Genomic DNA, 17,381 nt, shown 5'->3' on the forward strand with positions numbered 1-17,381 from the left:
ACGGGTCTGCGTGGATGCAAACCCGCGATTATAGGGGCTGGTCGGGCTGGTCCGATGGTTCGACCGTGGCGTTGAGCACAGCCTGGCTGCGGATTTCGATGTCGGCGGCGATGGATTCGCGCAGATCGAGCACCGCCTGTTCGCGGATACGGGTGGTCGCGCTCTGCAGTGCGGCACCCAGCGCCGCTTCGATCGCCACCTGCATTTCGATGCTGACCAGGGTGGGCAGGGAGGTCGCGCACCAGTCGTCGATGCGGCTCTGGATCAGTGCGGGCAGGTCGGAAAACTGCTGCGAAAGCGCGTCGGAGGTCGTCTGCTGCAGACGTTCCCGGACTTCGGTGCCGACCGAGCGCGCAACCTCTCCGGTTACGCGTTCCGTCACTTCGGCGGTGACGCGTTCGGCCACTTCCGCGGTGACCCGTTCGGTGACCTCGGCCGTTACGCGCTCCGTGACCTCCGCAGTCACCGTAGCGGTGATTTCTGCGCTGCGGTCCTCGGGTTCCGGCACCAGGGTGTCGAGATCCACTTCCTCGGTCAGCAGCGGGATGCCGTCGTCCACCACGGCCGGGGCGACCCGGCCGGCGACGAAGGTGCGGCTGCGCCGCATCAGCGAATCGGCTCGGCCGATCAGGTCGTCGCTCATGCTTCAGCCTTTCGTGTCTGCATGTCGAATCCGCCCTGCCGGTAGCGCACGAAGCGCGTGCGCGCCGCCTCGCGGTCGGCAGGGTCCTGACTGACGATCTCGACGATGTGCGCGCGCTGCTCGAAGCCGGCTGGCACCTCGTGCGCCATATTGAGCAGTACCGCGTCGGCCGGGGCCAACGCAGGATCGCGGCCGATACGCACCGGCGTCGCGTCGCTCAGCGGGTGGCCGTCGCGCACGTGCGGGATGAAGGCCAGCGGCTCGAAGATCCACAGCATCTGATCGAGCCGCGCGGCCAGCGCGTCGTTGTCGCAATGTATCCACACGCGACGCCCGGCCGCATGCCACTGCGCCACCAGCGCGCAGGCGTGGCGCAGCTTGTCGGGCGCGTCGTGGTGGAATTCGGCGACCGCCATGCGTGCCTCAGAGCTTGCCGGCGCGTTCGAGCAGGAAGTGGGTCAGCAGCGGTACCGGACGACCGGTGCCGCCTTTTTCCTTGCCGCTCTTCCAGGCGGTACCGGCGATGTCCAGATGCGCCCACTTGAACTTCTTCGCAAAACGGGCAAGGAAGCAGGCGGCGGTGATCGACCCGGCGGGGCGGCCACCGATATTGCCCATGTCGGCGAAGTTGCTCTTCAGCTGCTCCTGATAATCCTCCCAGATCGGCAGGCGCCAGGCGCGGTCCCAGGCGGTCTGGCCGGCGGCCAGCAGTTCTTCGGCCAGCGCGTCGTCGTTGGCCATCAGGCCGCTGGTGACATGGCCCAGCGCGATGATGCAGGCGCCGGTCAGCGTCGCGATATCGATGACGCAGGCAGGCTCGTAGCGCTCGGCGTAGGTCAGCGCGTCGCACAGGATGAGCCGGCCTTCGGCGTCGGTATTCAGGATTTCTATGGTCTGGCCGGACATCGACTTGACCACGTCACCGGGCCGCGTGGCTGCGCCGCCCGGCATGTTCTCGGTGGTCGGGATGAGGCCGATCACGTTCAGTGGCAGCTTCATCGCGGCCAGCGCCTGGAAGGCGCCGAGCACGCTGGCGGCGCCGCACATGTCGTACTTCATCTCGTCCATGCCTTCGCCCGGCTTCAGCGAAATGCCGCCGGTGTCGAAGGTGATGCCCTTGCCGACCAGCACGATGGGCGCCTCGTTCTTCTTGCCGGCGCGGTACTCCATCACGATGAACTTGGGCGGCTGGCGCGAGCCGGCAGCGACCGACAGGAAGGAGCCCATGCCCAGCTTCTGGATGTCGGCGCGGTCGAGCACGGTGACCGCGATGTCCGACTTCTTGCCCAGTTCGAGCGCCTGTTCGGCGAGATAGGTCGGCGTGCAGACATTGGGTGGCAGGTTGCCGAGCGTCTTCGCCAGCGCCATGCCGTGACCGATTGCCTCGCCCTGGGCCAGTGCCTCGGCAGCGGCTGATGCCGCGGTTTTCTTGGGCAACGTGAAGCCGAGTGCGGCCAGTGCGCGCGATTCGTCCTTCTTGTTACGGGCGTGGGTGTCGTAGCGATACAGCACGTCGAGGGCGACGATGGCCGCCTGACGCAATGCACCGGTCGTGCCGACCTTGCGCGGGGCGACTTCGGCCAGCGTGCTCACTGCGTCGCTGGCGCCGGTGTCGCGCAGCGCACGCACGCTGGCGGCGACGGCGTCGCGGTATTCCTTGAGGCCGAATTCCTTTTCCTTGCCCAGACCGACCAGCAGTACGCGCTCGGCCGCGATGCCCGGCAGCTTGTGCAGCAGCAGCGTGCTGCCGGACTTGCCGTCCATGTCGCCGCTGCCGAGGATGTCGGTGATGCGGCCCTTGCTGGCGGCGTCGAGCGCCGCGGCTGCCGCGCCCGGTTTGCGCGACTCGAACACACCCACGACCAGGGCGCCGGTGCGCAGTTTCTCGGGGCTGCCGCTCTTTATGCTAAATTCCACCCGCTTCTCCTCTATCAGTTCGCGCTGCTTCAAGTCGTCCGATTATCGGCGTGAAGCCGCGCGCGAGTCAAAAAAGAACGGCCTGACGCGCCTTTGCGCGAAGGCGTTCCGCACGGAGCCCCAGGCTTGATCTTCCAGCGCGCCGCCCTGCGCGAATTCGCCAGTACTGCTTTGACGGTGTTCGTCGCGCTGTTCGCGATCGTGCTGTCCACCCAGCTCGTGCGCCTGCTCGGACAGGCGGCCGGCGGGAAAGTGGCATCGGAAGCGGTGATGGCGCTGCTCGGCTTCGGCGCGCTGCGCTATCTGGGCGTGATCCTGTCGCTGACGCTGTTCATATCGGTGTTGCTGGCAATGTCCCGCAGCTGGCGGGATTCGGAGATGGTGGTGTGGTTCGCCACCGGCCTGCCCCTGTCGGCCTGGGTGCGGCCGGTGCTGTTGTTCGCGCTGCCCATGGTGATCGCGGTCGGGGTGCTGTCGCTGTATCTGGCGCCGTGGTCGCAGGTGAAAAGTGCCGAATTCCGCACCCGCATGAGCAACCGCGACGACGTGGCGCAGATGTCGCCAGGCAGCTTCCGCGAGTCCTCGCAGGCCAACCGGGTGTTCTTCGTCGAGAGTGGTGACGGCACCGATGGTGCGGTCAAGAACATCTTCGTCAGCACGACCGACAAGGGCAAGGTCGGCGTCATCGTGGCCGGCGACGGCTACACGCAGACGATGGAGTCCGGCGACCGCTTCGTCGTGCTGCTGAACGGGCGCCGCTACGAGGGCGAGCCGGGCAGCCCGGAGTACCGGGTGATGGAATTCGAACGCTACGCGGTGCGGATCGAAACGAAGGAGGCGCAGGGTGTCGAGTCGCGCCCCTACCTGCTGACGGTCGAGGAACTGCTGGCCGACCCGACCGCACCGAACATGGGCGAGCTGGCTTTCCGCATCGGTCTGCCGATTGCTGCGCTGAATCTGGCCCTGCTTGCCATCCCGCTGTCTTTCGTCAATCCGCGCGCCGGGCGCGCCAACAATCTGCTGATGGCGCTGCTGATCTATCTCGTCTATTCGAATCTGCTGAGCATCACCCAGGCCTGGGTGTCGCAGGGCAAGCTGTCCTTCGGCGGCGTGCTGTGGACGCTGCACGGCGGCATGTTCCTGCTGCTGGCCGGCATGTTCGCCTGGCGCATGTATGGCCACTTGCCGCGCACCTGGCTGGGGCGTTGATCGATGCTGATCCACGAACGCTACATCCGCCGCGAAGTCGCCCTGGCCACACTGCTGGTGCTGGCGGCCTTTCTCGGGCTGTTCGGTTTCTTCGACCTGATCAACGAGCTCGATAACCTGGGGCGCGGCAATTACGGCCTGCAGCACGCGGTGATGTACACGGTGCTGACCATGCCCGGTCGTGTGTACGAAACGCTGCCGATCGCGGTGTTGATCGGCGCGCTGTACTCATTGACCACGCTGTCGCGCCATTCGGAAATCACCGTGCTGCGTGCGTCGGGGATGTCGACCGGTCGCATCCTGCGTCTGCTTGCACGCATCGGCCTGCCCTTCGTGCTGCTCACCTTCGTCACTGGCGAATTCATCGCGCCACCGGCCGAGCGGGCGGCGCAGGAACTGAAGCTGTCGGCCCGTTCGCAGTTGCTCACCGGCGAGTTCCGCAGCGGCTTCTGGGTCAAGGACGGCCACGATTTCGTCAATATCGGCAGCGTCACGCCCGAGGGGGTGCTGCGCAAGATCCGCATTTTCGAGTTCAACGACAGCCGGGAACTGCTGTCCGTCCTGGAGGCGGCAAGCGGCGGCTACCAGGCGCCTGCCGGATGGGTGCTCACCGACGTCACCCGCACGGACTTCTCGGAGAACGGCGCCAAGGTGAGCAAGTCGGACACACTGGTGTGGGATTCCGATCTCAGTCCGGATGTGATGAGCGTGATGCTGGTGGTGCCGGAGCGGATGTCGGCGTGGAAGCTGTGGCACTACATCCGGCACCTGTCGGACAACAGACAGGAGACCGGCCGCTACGAAATCGCGCTGTGGAAGAAATTCAGCTATCCGCTTGCCTGCTTCGTCATGCTGGCGCTCGCGCTGCCCTTCGCCTACATGCACAACCGCAATGCGGCGGTCAGCATCAAGGTGTTCACCGGCGTGATGATAGGCGTGCTGTTCCATATGCTGAACGGCCTGTTCTCGAACCTCGGCGCGATCAACTCGTGGCCGCCTTATGCGGCGGCACTGACGCCCGGCTTCCTCTTCGTGTTCGCTGCGGCGGCCATGCTGTGGTGGGAGGACCGCCGTTGAGCGCTCCGCTCACTTGATGCGGATAACCCGGGTGCCGGCCAGTCTGTCGTGCAGGAACTGGCGGTCGCGGTCGAACAAGGCCCAGAACAGCCCGACGCCGCAGAACAGCAGCGACGGCCAGCTCAGCAGATAGCGCGCGAGCGCGCGTTTCAGTTCGGGCGGCCTGTCCTGCGTCGCGTCGACGACACGTATCCCCCAGGTCTGCATGGCGAGCGTCTGTCCGCCACGGCGCCAGTAGTGAACGAAATACAGGCCAAGCAGCAGCAGGATGTGCAGCCAGGCGAACCAGCCCTGCGGCGCCAGTTCGAAGAACAGCCCGACGATCAGATAGGGCAGCATGAAACCGGCCGCCAGCACACCAAGCAGCAGCAGGGATTCGTAGAGCAGCGATGCGAGGCGCCGGCGCAGGCCGGCCGCCGGATAACGGGTCGTTTCTGACATGTGGAAGCGGTGCGGCGTGGCCGCGTTATGAATTGGACGGCGAAGCTGCCTGTTTACTTGCGGACCGGCGCCGCCGCCGCCGCGCCCGGCGCCTTGCTGCCCGGGCGTTGGGCCGCGCCGAGCCGGCTGCGTTCCTCGGGCGACAGCCCTTCGTAGGCCTCCCATTGCCGACGCAACGTTTCGCGCTGGTCGGCGGGCATTGCCTGCAGGCGCTTGTAGCGCTCGCGTGCCTCGATACGCTCCTGCGGCGTCAGGCTGCCCCAGTAGCTCATGCGCGCGCGCATCCGCGACTGTTCTTCCACCGTCATCGACGGATAGCGGGCGGCGAGGTCGAGCCATTTGCGACGGCGTTCGGCGTCGAAGCTGTCCCAGTCGGCTGCCAGCGGCGACAGGATGGCCTGTTCAGCCTGATCGAGCTGATGCCAGCCCGGCGCCCGGGTCTGTGCCGACGCGCTGGCGCAGGCGAGGGTGGCTGCAAGCAGCGCACCGGCAAACTTGCGTCGCATCAGGATCTGCCCTGGCTGTCGAGCCAGGCTCCGAAACCGCGGTCGAGGTAGGCGTCGATGGGCAGGTCATCGGTCAGCAGGGCGCTGTCGATATCGAGGGATTCGTTGAAGCGCTCGTCCTGCGATTGCTGGCTGGCCAGGGCGGCGATCAGTGCGAGCATCAGAATGCCGACGGTCGGCGCCAGTCCGTCGCGCAGCCATCCGCCGCCCAGATTGCCCGGCAGACCGGCAAGACGGGGCAGCCATGCCAGTCGGCGACGCGGCGTGGCAGCAGCCAGTGCCCGCTCGCGTGACTGGCGCAGGCGGAACACGATGTCGGGGGGCAGTTCGGTGCAGGAGGCTTCGAGCGCCGCGTGCACGCGCTGGCCGATCGCGGCCTCGTCGGTCGCCGCGGACGGAAATGTCGTTCGAACGGTGGATTTCATAGCTTGATGCCACGCAGTTTGAGGGCGGCAGCGAGCGCGTGGGTCGCGCGCGAGCAATGCGTCTTGACGCTGCCTTCCGAACAGCCCATGACGGCGGCCGTTTCGGCAATGTCCAATTCTTCCCAGTAACGCATCAGAAAAGCTTCGCGTTGACGCGTCGGGAGGCGGGATATTTCACGCTCTATCAGAGCCATCACCTCGCTCTGTTCGAGGTTCTGCTCCGGCGTACGACCCAGTTCCGACGGCTCGTCGATCACCATGTTGTCGAGCGGGTCGTAATCGTCGTCCTCGTCGGAGCCGGTAAAGGACGACAGCAGCGTGGTCCAGGTCGAGCGCACCTTGCGCCGCCGGAACATGTCGCGGATCACGTTCTGCAGGATGCGCTGGAACAGCATCGGAAACTCTTCCGCCGGGCGGTCGGCGTACTTTTCCGCGAGCTTCATCATCGCGTCCTGCACGGCATCGAGTGCGGATTCGTCGTCGCGCAGCGCGAATACGGCCTGTTTGAAGGCGCGCCGTTCGACCGCGGCGAGAAAGCCGGAAAGTTCTTCGCGAGATGCCAGGATGTGTCTTTCTCAGGGTGGGTGGCGATCGCTGCGGAGCGGGCGGTCAGGCCCGTGCGATGCCGAAAATGCCTTGACCGGGAACTGTGCGACAGCTACCCTTTGCGGCTTTTCCGGAATTTTTTTACAGGTGTGGCGATGCTTTTGACCGGAGCGGAAATTGTAGTCAGGTGCCTTGCGGAAGAAAAGGTCGAGTATGTTTTCGGCTATCCGGGCGGCGCCGTGCTGTACCTGTACGACGAGCTTTTTAAGCAGGACAAGGTCCGGCACGTACTGGTCCGCCACGAGCAGGCAGCGCTGCACGCGGCCGACGCCTATTCGCGCTCGACCGAGCGCGTCGGCGTTGCGCTGGTGACTTCCGGCCCCGGTGTGACCAACGCGATCACCGGCATCGCGACCGCCTACATGGATTCGATCCCGATGGTGATCATTTCCGGTCAGGTGCCGACCGCGGCCATCGGTCAGGATGCCTTCCAGGAGTGCGACACGGTCGGCATCACCCGTCCCTGCGTCAAGCACAACTTCCTGGTCAAGGACGTCAAGGACATCGCCACGACCATCAAGAAGGCCTTCTATATCGCCAAGACCGGCCGTCCGGGCCCGGTGCTGGTCGATATCCCGAAGGACATCACGATGGCCAAGGCCGAGTTCGATTATCCGAAGTCGGTCACGATGCGTTCATATAACCCGATCACCAAGGGTCACCAGGGCCAGATCAAGAAGGCCGTCCAGCTGCTGCTGGAAGCCAAGCGCCCGATGATCTACGCCGGTGGCGGCGTCATCCTGTCCGACTGTTCGGAAAAGCTGACCAAGCTGGTGCGCACGCTCGGTGCCCCGTGTACCAACACGCTGATGGGCCTGGGCGCCTATCCGGCGACCGACAAGCAGTTCGTCGGCATGCTGGGCATGCACGGCAATTACGAAGCCAATATGGCGATGCAGTACTGCGACGTACTGATCGCCGTGGGCGCCCGCTTCGATGACCGCGTGATCGGCAACCCGGCCGACTTCGCCCGTGTTGCGCGCAAGATCATCCACATCGACATCGATCCGTCGTCGATTTCCAAGCGCGTGAAGGTGGACGTGCCCATCGTCGGCAATCTGCCGGACGTGCTGGACGACATCCTGCGCCTGCTCGACGCGTCGAACGACCGCCCGGACAAGGAAGCGCTCGGCGAGTGGTGGAAGCAGATCGAGGAATGGCGCCGTCGTGACTGCCTGAAGTACAAGCAGAGCGACGAAGTGATCAAGCCGCAGTTCGTGGTCGAGAAGCTGTGGGAAGTGACCAAGGGCGACGCCTTCATCACGTCCGACGTCGGCCAGCACCAGATGTGGGCGGCCCAGTACTACAAGTTCGACAAGCCGCGCCGCTGGCTCAATTCCGGCGGTCTGGGCACGATGGGCGTGGGCATTCCCTACGGCATCGGCGTGCAGCTTGCCCATCCTGGCTCGCCGGTGGCGGTGGTGACCGGTGAGGGTTCGGTGCAGATGAACATCCAGGAACTGTCGACCTGCAAGCAGTACCGCATTCCGCTGAAGATCTGCAGCCTGAACAACCGGTATCTGGGCATGGTCCGCCAGTGGCAGGAAATCATCCACGGCAACCGCTATTCCGAGTCCTACATGGATTCGCTGCCCGATTTCGCCAAGCTGGCCGAGGCCTATGGCCACGTTGGCATCCGTGTCGAGAAGCCGGGTGACGTCGAGGACGCGCTGCGCGAGGCCTTCAAGCGCAAGAACGATCTGGTGTTCATCGATTTCCAGGTCGATCCGACCGAGAACGTGTATCCGATGGTGATGGGCGGCAAGGGTCTGACCGACATGATCCTGTCGTCCGAGGACCTGTAACGCATTACCCCGACACTGTCGTGCGCGGACCCCGGCAGCCATGCGTCGCCGGGTCCGCCTGACGGACTTACCGGTCTGTCAGGCAGCGGGCACCGGCCTCCGGCAGCCCGTCTTCGCGGCGGCGGTTCCTGATTTCCAGAAAGAGGCGCTCGCAATGAGGCATGTCATTTCCGTACTGATCGAGAACGAAGCGGGCGCGCTGTCGCGCGTGTCCGGCCTGTTCTCGGCGCGTGGCTACAACATCGAATCGCTGACCGTGGCACCGACCGAAGACGGATCGCTGTCACGCATGACCATCATTTCCACCGGCTCGGACGACATCATCGAGCAGATCACCAAGCAGCTGAACAAGCTGATCGAGGTGGTGAAGGTGGTCGACCTGTCGGAAGCTGCGCACATCGAGCGCGAGCTGATGCTCATCAAGGTGCGCGCCACCGGCAAGGACCGTGAAGAACTGAAGCGCGTCGCCGACATCTTCCGCGGCCGCATCATCGACGTGACCGACTCGACCTATGTGATCGAACTGACCGGCAACACGGCCAAGCTCGATTCCTTCGTCGGCGCGATCGACAGTTCGCTGATCCTGGAAACCGTGCGCACCGGCGTCGCCGGCATCGGCCGCGGCGACCGCATCCTGCGTCTCTGATCCGCACACCGCATTCCGCTCCAGCCCGCAGCACCGCATAAACCTACACAGCACAAGGGAAAACCCATGAAAGTCTTCTACGACAAGGACGCAGACCTGTCCCTGATCAAAGGCAAGAAAGTCACCATCGTCGGCTACGGTTCGCAAGGCCATGCCCACGCACAGAACCTGTCGGATTCCGGCGTCAAGGTCACGGTCGGCCTGCGCAAGGGCGGCGCGTCGTGGAAGAAGGCGGAAGGCGCCGGCTTGAAGGTGAAGGAAGTGGCCGACGCGGTGAAGGGTGCCGATCTGGTCATGATCCTGCTGCCGGACGAGAACATTCCGCAGGTTTATTACGGCGACGTCGAGCCCAACATCAAGAAGGGCGCGACCCTGGCGTTCGCCCACGGCTTCAACATCCATTACAACCAGGTCATCCCGCGTGAAGACCTGGACGTCGTCATGGTCGCCCCGAAGGGCCCGGGCCACACCGTCCGTTCCGAGTACCTGCGCGGAGGCGGTGTGCCGTCGCTGATCGCCGTGTACCAGGACAAGTCGGGCAAGGCGCGTGACCTCGCGCTGTCGTACGCGGCTGCGAACGGCGGCACCAAGGGCGGCGTGATTGAAACCTCGTTCCGCGAAGAGACCGAAACCGACCTGTTCGGCGAACAGGCCGTGCTGTGCGGTGGTCTGGTCGAGCTGATCAAGGCCGGTTACGAAACGCTGACCGAAGCCGGTTACGCGCCGGAAATGGCCTACTTCGAGTGCCTGCACGAAGTGAAGCTCATCGTCGACCTGATCTTCGAAGGCGGCATCGCCAACATGAATTACTCGATCTCGAACAACGCGGAATACGGTGAGTACGTCACCGGCCCGCGCGTGATCGCCGGCGAAGCCCGTGCCGCGATGAAGGAATGCCTGGCCAACATCCAGAATGGCAACTACGCCAAGAACTTCATCCTCGAAGGCCGGACCAACTATCCGGAGATGACCGCACGTCGTCGCCTGACCGCCGCCCACGAGATCGAGAAGGTTGGTGCGCAACTGCGCGGCATGATGCCGTGGATCACCAAGAACAAGCTGGTCGACCAGTCGAAGAACTGATTGGCGTCCCGCCTGGCCCGGCGGTTCCGGCACATCCGTGCCCGGGCCGCCGGGCCTTTTGCATTCCGGGCCGGGCAATGCGGGGTGTGCGAGGGGCACTCGCGTCATCATCGGACGCTTCCGCGATGCGCGTCATCCTGATACGTTCGGGGCGGCTCGCAGCCTGTCGTCAGTTCGCGGCGCCGGGGCGCAGTCTGTCCATGAAGCGGGCGTCGCGAGCATCGGGGGCCGAACTGGCCTGAAACGCAAAAACCGTGCGGCGGTGATCCCGCGCATGGTTCTTCGGAGTGAATGCATGTCCGAATACGACCCGCAATACATCAAGCCTGCCGATCCGGTGAAACGCCGGCGCGGCATCTACATCCTGCCCAACCTGTTCACGACGGCGTCGTTGTTCGCAGGTTTCTACGCCATCGTGCAGGCGATGAACGGACGCTACGAGTACTCGGCGGTCGCCATCTTCATCGCCATGGTGCTCGACGGTCTCGACGGCCGTGTCGCGCGACTCACCCATACGCAATCGGCCTTCGGCGCCGAGTTCGATTCGCTGTCCGACATGGTGTCCTTCGGTGCCGCCCCGGCCCTGATCGCCTATGAGTGGGCCATGCGCGGTCTGGGCAAGTGGGGCTGGATCGCCGCCTTCATCTACTGCGCCGGCGCAGCGCTGCGCCTGGCCCGCTTCAACACCAATCTGGGTACCGTGGACAAGCGCTACTTCCAGGGCCTGCCCAGCCCGGCCGCTGCGGCGCTGGTGGCCGGCCTCGTCTGGGTGGCGACGGACAACGGCTACACCGGACCCGACATGCGCTGGGCGGCCTTCGTCATCACGCTGTTTGCCGGCCTGACCATGGTGAGCAACGTGAAATTCTGGAGCGGCAAGGACATCAACCTGCGCCGCAGCGTGCCCTTCATCGTCATTTTCGGCTTCGTGCTGGCCTTCGTCGCCGTGTCGGTCAACCCGCCGGTGGTGCTGTTCAGCCTGTTCGTTGCCTACGGCCTGTCCGGCTACGTCATGTGGCTGATCCGCTTCTCGCGGCGCAAGCCGCAACTGCCACCGACGCCACCGGAGGCCTGAGCCGGCACGCCGTTGTCGCGGCGCGACCCGGCGACTATATTCGCGACCCTGTGCCGTTCGCGGCCAGCCGCCTGTTTGAAGAAACGACCTTGCGCGCCCGCCTCGCCGCGGACGCGCCCCGGAGACTGCAATGACCGACCGCCTCATCATTTTCGACACCACGCTGCGCGACGGCGAACAGAGCCCGGGCGCGTCGATGACGCGCGACGAGAAGCTGCGCATCGCCCGTCAGCTTGAGCGCATGCGCGTGGATGTGATCGAGGCCGGCTTTGCGGCTGCCTCCAACGGTGACTTCGAATCGGTGCGTGCGGTCGCTGAAACCATCCGCGAATCCACCGTTTGCTCGCTGGCGCGCGCCAGTGAGAACGACATCCGTCGCGCTGGCGAGGCGATCAAGCCGGCAGCCAGCGGCCGCATCCACACCTTCATCGCGACCAGCCCCATCCACATGGAGAAAAAGCTGCGCATGAGCCCCGATCAGGTGGTCGAGCAGGCGATCAAGGCGATCGGCTGGGCGCGGGAGTACACCGAGGACGTCGAGTTCTCGGCCGAGGACGCGGTGCGTTCCGACATCGACTTCCTGGTGCGCGTGTTCACCGAGGTGATCAAGGCCGGCGCGAAGACGATCAACGTGCCGGACACCGTCGGCTACTCGGTACCGGCGCAGTGGGCAGAGCGCATGCGCATCCTGATCGAGCGCGTGCCGGGCGCCGACAAGGTGGTGTGGTCCACGCACTGCCACAACGACCTGGGCATGGCGGTCGCCAATTCGCTGGCCGCGGTGATGGCCGGCGCCCGTCAGGTCGAGTGCACCATCAATGGTCTGGGCGAGCGCGCGGGTAACGCTTCGCTGGAGGAGATCGTGATGGCCGTGCGCACCCGCCGCGACGTGTTCGGTGTCGAGACGCGCATCGACGCGACGCAGATCGTGCCGGCGTCGCGCCTGGTATCGACCATCACCGGTTATCCGGTGCAGCCGAACAAGGCCGTCGTCGGCGCCAACGCCTTTGCGCACGAATCCGGCATCCACCAGGACGGCGTGCTCAAGCACCGCGAAACCTACGAAATCATGCGTGCCGAGGACGTGGGCTGGAATACCAACAAGCTGGTGCTCGGCAAGCACTCGGGCCGCAATGCCTTCCGCGCCCGTCTGACGGAACTGGGCATCGTGGTCGAGTCGGAGGAGCAACTGAATGTCGCCTTCGCCGCTTTCAAGGAGCTGGCGGACAAGAAGCACGAAATCTTCGACGAGGACATCCAGGCGCTGATGAGCGACGAAGCGGTCACGCCGGAGCAGGAGCAGTACAAGCTGGTGGCGCTGAGTTCGCGTTCGGAAACCGGTGAACTGCCGCAGTCCGTCGTCACGCTGTCGGACGGCGGGCGCGAAGTGAAGGTGTCGTCCAACGGCAGCGGCCCGGTCGATGCGGCCTTCTGTGCCATCGAATCGGTGGCGAAGAGTGGTGCCGAACTGCTGCTTTACTCGGTTAACGCGATCACCACCGGCACCGACGCCCAGGGCGAGGTGACGGTGCGTCTCGCGCTCGGTGGCCGCATCGTCAACGGGCAGGGTGCTGACACCGACATCATCGTCGCCTCCGCCAAGGCCTACATCAATGCGCTGAACAAGCTGCAGGGCGTGCAGAAGCTGAATCCGCAGGGCGAGAGCCCGATCTGAGCGACCCTAGCGCGATTGCGCGAGCCGGCTCGGTGCGGTGAGCTTGGAGTAGAACAGGCAGCCTAGGAACAGCGTCACCGACAGCAGTGTGTAGGCCACGGCCAATTGCGCCGACGGACTGCTGTCCGAAGTGGCGCGTACGATTCCTTCGGTGAAGTAGGCCAGGCTGAGCAGCGACATCCATTGATGCGTGTAGCGCTTGCCGCGCAGGATGCCGAACAGCGCGCCCAGCAGCGGCACTATCTTCAGCACCAGCCATGAGCCGCCCGGTCGCAGCGGAGCCAGCCACAGCTCCCAGGCGAGGCCGAGCAGGATGAGGGCGATGAGGCTGGATGAGGCCAGCAGGTTCCAGTGTCGTGCGGTCATGGTCAGGCGGCGAGTTTGAGTGCGGTCAGCGCAAGCCGGCGGCCGAGCGCGAAGGCGAGTCGTGCTTCGGCTTCCGACAGCTGCGTCCGCCCGTCGTGCCCGCTTACGTGGCTGGCGCCGTAGGGCGTGCCACCGTCCGGCGTGGTCGACAGATCGGGTTCGGAATAGGGCAAGCCGACGATGAGCATGCCGTGGTGCAACAGCGGCAGAGTCATGCTCAGCAGGGTGCTCTCCTGCCCGCCATGCATAGAGGTGGTCGAGGTGAACACCGCAGCTGGTTTGCCGGCGAGCGCACCGGCCAGCCACTGCGGGCTGGTGCCGTCGAGAAAGTACTTCAGCGGCGCGGCCATGTTGCCGAAGCGGGTCGGACTGCCGAGGGCGAGGCCGATGCATTCGTCGAGGTCGCGGGCTTCCGCATAGGGCGCACCGCTGTCCGGCACGGCCGCAGCGGTCGCCTCGCAGACGGTCGACACCGGTGGCACAGTGCGCAGGCGCGCTGCCGCGCCGTCGACCGAATCGATGCCGCGGCCGATCTGGCGCGCCAGATTCAGCGTCGATCCGTAGCGGCTGTAATACAGGACAAGAATTTCTTTCAATGCGGGCCATCCAGCAGAATGAGGCCCGGAGTGTACAGCTTTGCCGGTCCCGATCTGCTGACGGACCTGCCACCTTCCCCAATGTCTTCACCGCTGATCGATCTTCTGATTCGTCCCTTTCATGTGCTGGGCGCGGCCGCACGGCGCCACCGCGAGGGCTGCGCCGCGCAGTCGGCGGCGGCGCTTGCATTCGCCTTGCTGTTCGCGCTGGTGCCGCTGATCGTGCTGGTGCGCCAGCTTTCGGTCTGGCTGCCGGAGGCGCTGCAGTTCGGCAAGCCGTTACAGGCCTATCTGACCGGGTCCTTGCTGCCGGACGATGCCGGATCGGCGGTGGTCCGTCACGCGACGCGTTTTGTCGCCAAGGCGCGCCGGTTGTCGCTGGTCGATCTGCTGCTCCTGCTGGGCAGCGCCTGGGTGTGGGTGCGTACCGCCGACCACGCGCTCAATGCGATGTGGCCGCAGCGACCGCCCCGGCGGCTGCGGCGTACCGCGCTGATCTATCTGACGCTGCCGGTGCTCGCACCCTTCGCGCTCGGCGCCGGGACGGCCCTGAGTCTCTACCTCGTCACCGCCTCGCTCGGCATGGTGAACGAGCCGGCCTGGGTCAAGATTCTCCTGCTGCGCAGTGCGGCAGCCCTGGTGACCGCGGGTTTCCTGCTGTTGCTGTACCGGACGCTGCCGCGTGCCGCCGTCGGACTGCGTCCGGCGCTGTGGGGCGCGGTGGTGGCGACCGTGCTGCTGACGCTGATGCAGAAGATCCTGAGCCTGTACATCGAGCACATGCCCGGTTACGCGGTGGTCTATGGCGCGCTGGCCACACTGCCGGTTTTTCTGCTCTGGCTCTACCTGTTCTGGTCCATCGTGCTGTTTGGTGCTGCGGTGACCGCTGTGCTGCACGACCGGAGCGGGCGGCACTCGGGCTGACTCAGGGGCGGCTGGCAGGATCGGATCGACCACTGTTCGTATTGGCGCTCATTTCCTCGATTTCGAACAGTTCGAAGGCTTGCGTCTGCAGGTCGAGATCGGACAGGCGAGCGTCGCCGAGCCGGTAGCGGCCACCGGAATTGTGCGCAATCAGCAGGTCGCGACCGTTGGCCTCGCCGGGCGGCAGCATGATGCAGGGGTGCGGACGGTGGCTGGTGAGCGGCGGCAGGCGCAGCGCGGGTACGGCGGTGCGCGACCCCGATGCCTCGAACACGACGGTCGCCGCCTGGGCGCCGTGGCTGAGCAGTTCCACCCCGACATCGATGGCGCCCGCACTGGCGCTGCGCGCCCAGCGCACGACACAGATCATCCAGTTGCGACTGCCGCTGCCCTTGATCAGCACCGGCAGGCCGGGCCGGACCAGGCCGGTCGGGCCGGTGTCGAGGCGCAGCGCGAAACCGTTCGGGCTGTCGTTGAGCAAGGTCCAGCCGGTGGTCTGGTTGTCCCAGTCGGCGGCTGGATCGCGCCGTTCAAGCAGGTGCCAGATGGCGTCGAAACCGATCAGCATGCGTATCGCCTGGCCACGTTCGCGCCGTGCATGCTGCCGGCGCGGCATCGCCATCCAGCGCGCCTGCAGGCGGCGCAGCAGACGTCGCGTGCGCGTCTGACCGAGACAGGCGGGCAGGTACATGTCGGCAACGTTGCCGCCCTCGTCGATCAGGTCGAGATGATGGGCCAGCACCTGACCGAGCCGCTGGCAGGAGCAGTAGAGGATGTGCGGACCGCGTTCCGGATCGGGCGCCGCCCGAAGCAGCGGCGTCGGGCCGTGATCGTGCTCGTCGTCTATCCAGAACCAGGAATCGAGGTCGCGATGCGGCGGGTTCGACTGGATCTGTACCGCGCCCGAATAGCTTCGCACGTAGTCGGCGATGTTGAAGAAATCGGCTGGCGCGAGGTGCGGCGGCTGGGCCAGTTCGAGCGCGATCAATTCGCGGTGCAGCTGTTCGGCGTCCGCCGAGCCGGCGATCTGGGTGGCCGGCGTGGCCATCATACGGGCGTGCATCAGCAGGGCGTGCGCCGTTGTCCACATGCCTGGCGGTACGTCGGCTGCGGTCAGCGTGCGCAGGGCATAGACGTCGAGCAGGCAGAGCATGGCGTGCCCTGCTACGCGCGACGGCTTGTGTGCGGCGCGCGCCTGCAGGGCGTCGAGATAGCTGCGCGCAATCTGCATCAGCGCGTCGCACAGCAGATCGGCCGCATCGCGCAGCGTGGCCTGCACCGGCAGTCCGCTGGCAGCAAGCTGCGGCTTCAGTGCCGTTGCGCAGGCCAGCGCGCGGTCATGGAAGATGTCGAGCACGCGTACCCGCGCCGGCGCGTCCATGCGCGCCTGGGCGAGCACGCCGAGGCAGGTGGCCAGCGCGGCCGCCTCGTGCCCGGGATCGCCGGCGGCGGGTGTTGCCAGCCAGTCGAGTACTGTCCCCAATGGATCCCCGGTCTTTGCCGAGCGCAAAAGGCTGTCGGGCGCGGCAGGAAGGGGGGCGGGGGCGGACATCGGGGTGGGTCGCAAGGACGTGTAGAGCGCTGATTCTAGTAAACTCGTGTTTTGTCTGCGCAGGCCATACGCCTCACTTTCCGTCCGCACCATGAACATGCCTAATTCCTCCGTCCAGTCCAAGGCCGCCATCGACCCCGCCGATCGGCTCATCGTGGCGCTCGACGTGCCCTCTGCGGACCAGGCGCGTGCCATCGTCGACCAGCTCGGTGACGCCGTCCGCTTCTACAAGATCGGCCTCGAACTGTTCATGAGCGGCAACTACTTCGAACTGCTCGATTGGTTGATCGCACGAAAAAAGAAGGTTTTCGTCGACCTGAAGTTCTTCGATGTGCCCGAAACTGTGCGCTCCGCGGTACGCGCTCTGTCGTCGAGCGGTGCCACCTTCGCGACCATTCACGGCAACCAGGCCATCATGGAAGCCGCCGGCGCCGACAAGGGGGCGCTGAAGATACTCGCCGTCACCGTGCTTACCAGCCTGGATCGGGGCGACCTCGACGATCTGGGCTTTGCCTGCGACGTCGATGCGCTGGTGCTGTCGCGCGCTCGGCGCGCGCTGGCCGCGGGCTGCGACGGGGTCGTGTCGTCGGGGCTGGAGGCGCCGCACATCCGCGCCGAACTGGGCGAGCGCATCCTGGTGGTGACGCCGGGCATCCGGCCGGTCGAGAATCGCCCGGTCGATGACCAGAAGCGCACGGTCGATGTCGCGCAGGCGCTGACCAACGGTGCCGACTACCTGGTGGTCGGGCGGCCGATCCGCAACGCGGCCGATCCGGCGGCGGCGGCCTGGCGCATGCAGGAACAGATCGCGCAGGCGCTCGGCCAGCGCTGATCG

Annotated in this window: 19 protein-coding genes; 9 read left to right on the plus strand and 10 right to left on the minus strand. The window is 65.6% G+C overall.

Going from position 1 to position 17,381, the window contains the following annotated elements; translation table 11 throughout:
* Positions 1-28 precede the first annotated feature (28 nt).
* From IV112_RS13285 to IV112_RS13295, 3 genes are read right to left on the minus strand one after another with little or no spacing between them, the layout of a single operon-like run.
* Entirely contained in the window at positions 29-643 is a 615-nt protein-coding gene (locus IV112_RS13285) for a hypothetical protein (RefSeq protein ID WP_304004028.1), read from the minus strand.
* The gene (locus IV112_RS13290; RefSeq protein ID WP_304004029.1) at positions 640-1,059 is read right to left on the minus strand and encodes a DNA polymerase III subunit chi; all 420 of its coding nucleotides are present in this window, start codon (positions 1,057-1,059) and stop codon (positions 640-642) included. Before IV112_RS13290 ends, IV112_RS13285 begins: the two co-directional genes overlap by 4 nt.
* Positions 1,060-1,066: 7 nt before the next feature.
* Positions 1,067-2,560: a leucyl aminopeptidase gene (locus IV112_RS13295; RefSeq protein ID WP_304004031.1), complete on the minus strand. Its 1,494-nt coding sequence runs from the start codon at positions 2,558-2,560 to the stop codon at positions 1,067-1,069.
* Positions 2,561-2,686: 126 nt separating this feature from the next.
* On the opposite strand from IV112_RS13295, the gene lptF reads away from it, so the two are divergent.
* The gene (gene lptF / locus IV112_RS13300) at positions 2,687-3,769 is read left to right on the plus strand and encodes an LPS export ABC transporter permease LptF (RefSeq protein ID WP_020163605.1); all 1,083 of its coding nucleotides are present in this window, start codon (positions 2,687-2,689) and stop codon (positions 3,767-3,769) included.
* Positions 3,770-3,772: 3 nt separating this feature from the next.
* Positions 3,773-4,846, plus strand: a complete 1,074-nt coding sequence (gene lptG, locus IV112_RS13305; protein ID WP_020163606.1) for an LPS export ABC transporter permease LptG — start codon at positions 3,773-3,775, stop codon at positions 4,844-4,846.
* 9 nt (positions 4,847-4,855) lie between these two features.
* Here lptG and IV112_RS13310 read toward each other — a convergent pair whose 3' ends face one another.
* Genes IV112_RS13310 through IV112_RS13325 form a run of 4 tightly spaced genes read right to left on the minus strand, consistent with a single transcriptional unit; the run spans position 4,856 to position 6,781 of the window.
* Positions 4,856-5,287, minus strand: a complete 432-nt coding sequence (locus IV112_RS13310; RefSeq protein WP_020163607.1) for an RDD family protein — start codon at positions 5,285-5,287, stop codon at positions 4,856-4,858.
* Between the two features lie 53 nt (positions 5,288-5,340).
* Positions 5,341-5,793, minus strand: a complete 453-nt coding sequence (locus IV112_RS13315; protein WP_304004035.1) for a DUF3106 domain-containing protein — start codon at positions 5,791-5,793, stop codon at positions 5,341-5,343.
* A complete protein-coding gene (locus IV112_RS13320; protein WP_304004037.1) occupies positions 5,793-6,218 on the minus strand; it encodes a DUF3619 family protein in 426 nt (141 codons plus the stop codon). The genes IV112_RS13315 and IV112_RS13320 overlap by 1 nt, the downstream gene beginning before the upstream one ends.
* Positions 6,215-6,781: an RNA polymerase sigma factor gene (locus IV112_RS13325; protein WP_081629060.1), complete on the minus strand. Its 567-nt coding sequence runs from the start codon at positions 6,779-6,781 to the stop codon at positions 6,215-6,217. The genes IV112_RS13320 and IV112_RS13325 overlap by 4 nt, the downstream gene beginning before the upstream one ends.
* A 138-nt stretch (positions 6,782-6,919) precedes the next feature.
* Between IV112_RS13325 and IV112_RS13330 the strand changes: the two genes are divergently transcribed.
* From IV112_RS13330 to IV112_RS13350, 5 genes are all read left to right on the plus strand, one after another.
* The gene (locus tag IV112_RS13330; protein ID WP_019919415.1) at positions 6,920-8,629 is read left to right on the plus strand and encodes an acetolactate synthase 3 catalytic subunit; all 1,710 of its coding nucleotides are present in this window, start codon (positions 6,920-6,922) and stop codon (positions 8,627-8,629) included.
* Between the two features lie 154 nt (positions 8,630-8,783).
* On the plus strand, positions 8,784-9,275 hold the full coding sequence (gene ilvN, locus IV112_RS13335) for an acetolactate synthase small subunit (RefSeq protein WP_019919414.1): 492 nt from the start codon (positions 8,784-8,786) through the stop codon (positions 9,273-9,275).
* Positions 9,276-9,341: 66 nt separating this feature from the next.
* Positions 9,342-10,358, plus strand: coding sequence for a ketol-acid reductoisomerase (ilvC, locus tag IV112_RS13340; protein WP_008062093.1), 1,017 nt, complete (start codon positions 9,342-9,344; stop codon positions 10,356-10,358).
* A 295-nt stretch (positions 10,359-10,653) separates the two neighbouring features.
* On the plus strand, positions 10,654-11,433 hold the full coding sequence (gene pssA, locus IV112_RS13345) for a CDP-diacylglycerol--serine O-phosphatidyltransferase (RefSeq protein WP_020163612.1): 780 nt from the start codon (positions 10,654-10,656) through the stop codon (positions 11,431-11,433).
* A gap of 130 nt (positions 11,434-11,563) precedes the next feature.
* Positions 11,564-13,108, plus strand: coding sequence for a 2-isopropylmalate synthase (locus tag IV112_RS13350; protein ID WP_304004042.1), 1,545 nt, complete (start codon positions 11,564-11,566; stop codon positions 13,106-13,108).
* Between the two features lie 6 nt (positions 13,109-13,114).
* Here IV112_RS13350 and IV112_RS13355 read toward each other — a convergent pair whose 3' ends face one another.
* A complete protein-coding gene (locus IV112_RS13355; protein ID WP_304004044.1) occupies positions 13,115-13,474 on the minus strand; it encodes a DUF2069 domain-containing protein in 360 nt (119 codons plus the stop codon).
* Between the two features lie 2 nt (positions 13,475-13,476).
* Positions 13,477-14,070 (minus strand): NAD(P)H:quinone oxidoreductase, encoded by a 594-nt coding sequence (wrbA, locus tag IV112_RS13360; protein WP_304004045.1) that lies wholly within the window; start codon positions 14,068-14,070, stop codon positions 13,477-13,479.
* 81 nt (positions 14,071-14,151) lie between these two features.
* Between wrbA and IV112_RS13365 the strand changes: the two genes are divergently transcribed.
* On the plus strand, positions 14,152-14,994 hold the full coding sequence (locus tag IV112_RS13365) for a YhjD/YihY/BrkB family envelope integrity protein (protein ID WP_304004047.1): 843 nt from the start codon (positions 14,152-14,154) through the stop codon (positions 14,992-14,994).
* A 1-nt stretch (position 14,995) separates the two neighbouring features.
* Here the strand turns inward: IV112_RS13365 and IV112_RS13370 are convergent, their stop codons facing one another.
* On the minus strand, positions 14,996-16,477 hold the full coding sequence (locus tag IV112_RS13370; protein WP_304004049.1) for a hypothetical protein: 1,482 nt from the start codon (positions 16,475-16,477) through the stop codon (positions 14,996-14,998).
* Between the two features lie 166 nt (positions 16,478-16,643).
* On the opposite strand from IV112_RS13370, the gene pyrF reads away from it, so the two are divergent.
* Entirely contained in the window at positions 16,644-17,378 is a 735-nt protein-coding gene (gene pyrF, locus IV112_RS13375; protein ID WP_304004051.1) for an orotidine-5'-phosphate decarboxylase, read from the plus strand.
* The last annotated feature ends 3 nt before the right edge of the window (positions 17,379-17,381 follow it).

It is taken from the genome of Methyloversatilis discipulorum, from assembly GCF_018780585.1.
Lineage (GTDB): Bacteria > Pseudomonadota > Gammaproteobacteria > Burkholderiales > Rhodocyclaceae > Methyloversatilis > Methyloversatilis discipulorum_B.

Excerpts from the sequence above, each read along its gene's own strand:
- IV112_RS13285 (WP_304004028.1), bottom strand. The coding sequence starts at position 643 with ATGAGCGACGACCTGATCGGCCGAGCCGATTCGCTGATGCGGCGCAGC.
- IV112_RS13290 (WP_304004029.1), bottom strand. The coding sequence starts at position 1,059 with ATGGCGGTCGCCGAATTCCACCACGACGCGCCCGACAAGCTGCGCCAC.
- lptG (WP_020163606.1), top strand. The coding sequence starts at position 3,773 with ATGCTGATCCACGAACGCTACATCCGCCGCGAAGTCGCCCTGGCCACA.
- IV112_RS13310 (WP_020163607.1), bottom strand. The coding sequence starts at position 5,287 with ATGTCAGAAACGACCCGTTATCCGGCGGCCGGCCTGCGCCGGCGCCTC.
- IV112_RS13315 (WP_304004035.1), bottom strand. The coding sequence starts at position 5,793 with ATGCGACGCAAGTTTGCCGGTGCGCTGCTTGCAGCCACCCTCGCCTGC.
- IV112_RS13320 (WP_304004037.1), bottom strand. The coding sequence starts at position 6,218 with ATGAAATCCACCGTTCGAACGACATTTCCGTCCGCGGCGACCGACGAG.
- IV112_RS13330 (WP_019919415.1), top strand. The coding sequence starts at position 6,920 with ATGCTTTTGACCGGAGCGGAAATTGTAGTCAGGTGCCTTGCGGAAGAA.
- ilvN (WP_019919414.1), top strand. The coding sequence starts at position 8,784 with ATGAGGCATGTCATTTCCGTACTGATCGAGAACGAAGCGGGCGCGCTG.
- ilvC (WP_008062093.1), top strand. The coding sequence starts at position 9,342 with ATGAAAGTCTTCTACGACAAGGACGCAGACCTGTCCCTGATCAAAGGC.
- pssA (WP_020163612.1), top strand. The coding sequence starts at position 10,654 with ATGTCCGAATACGACCCGCAATACATCAAGCCTGCCGATCCGGTGAAA.
- IV112_RS13350 (WP_304004042.1), top strand. The coding sequence starts at position 11,564 with ATGACCGACCGCCTCATCATTTTCGACACCACGCTGCGCGACGGCGAA.
- IV112_RS13355 (WP_304004044.1), bottom strand. The coding sequence starts at position 13,474 with ATGACCGCACGACACTGGAACCTGCTGGCCTCATCCAGCCTCATCGCC.
- IV112_RS13365 (WP_304004047.1), top strand. The coding sequence starts at position 14,152 with ATGTCTTCACCGCTGATCGATCTTCTGATTCGTCCCTTTCATGTGCTG.
- pyrF (WP_304004051.1), top strand. The coding sequence starts at position 16,644 with ATGCCTAATTCCTCCGTCCAGTCCAAGGCCGCCATCGACCCCGCCGAT.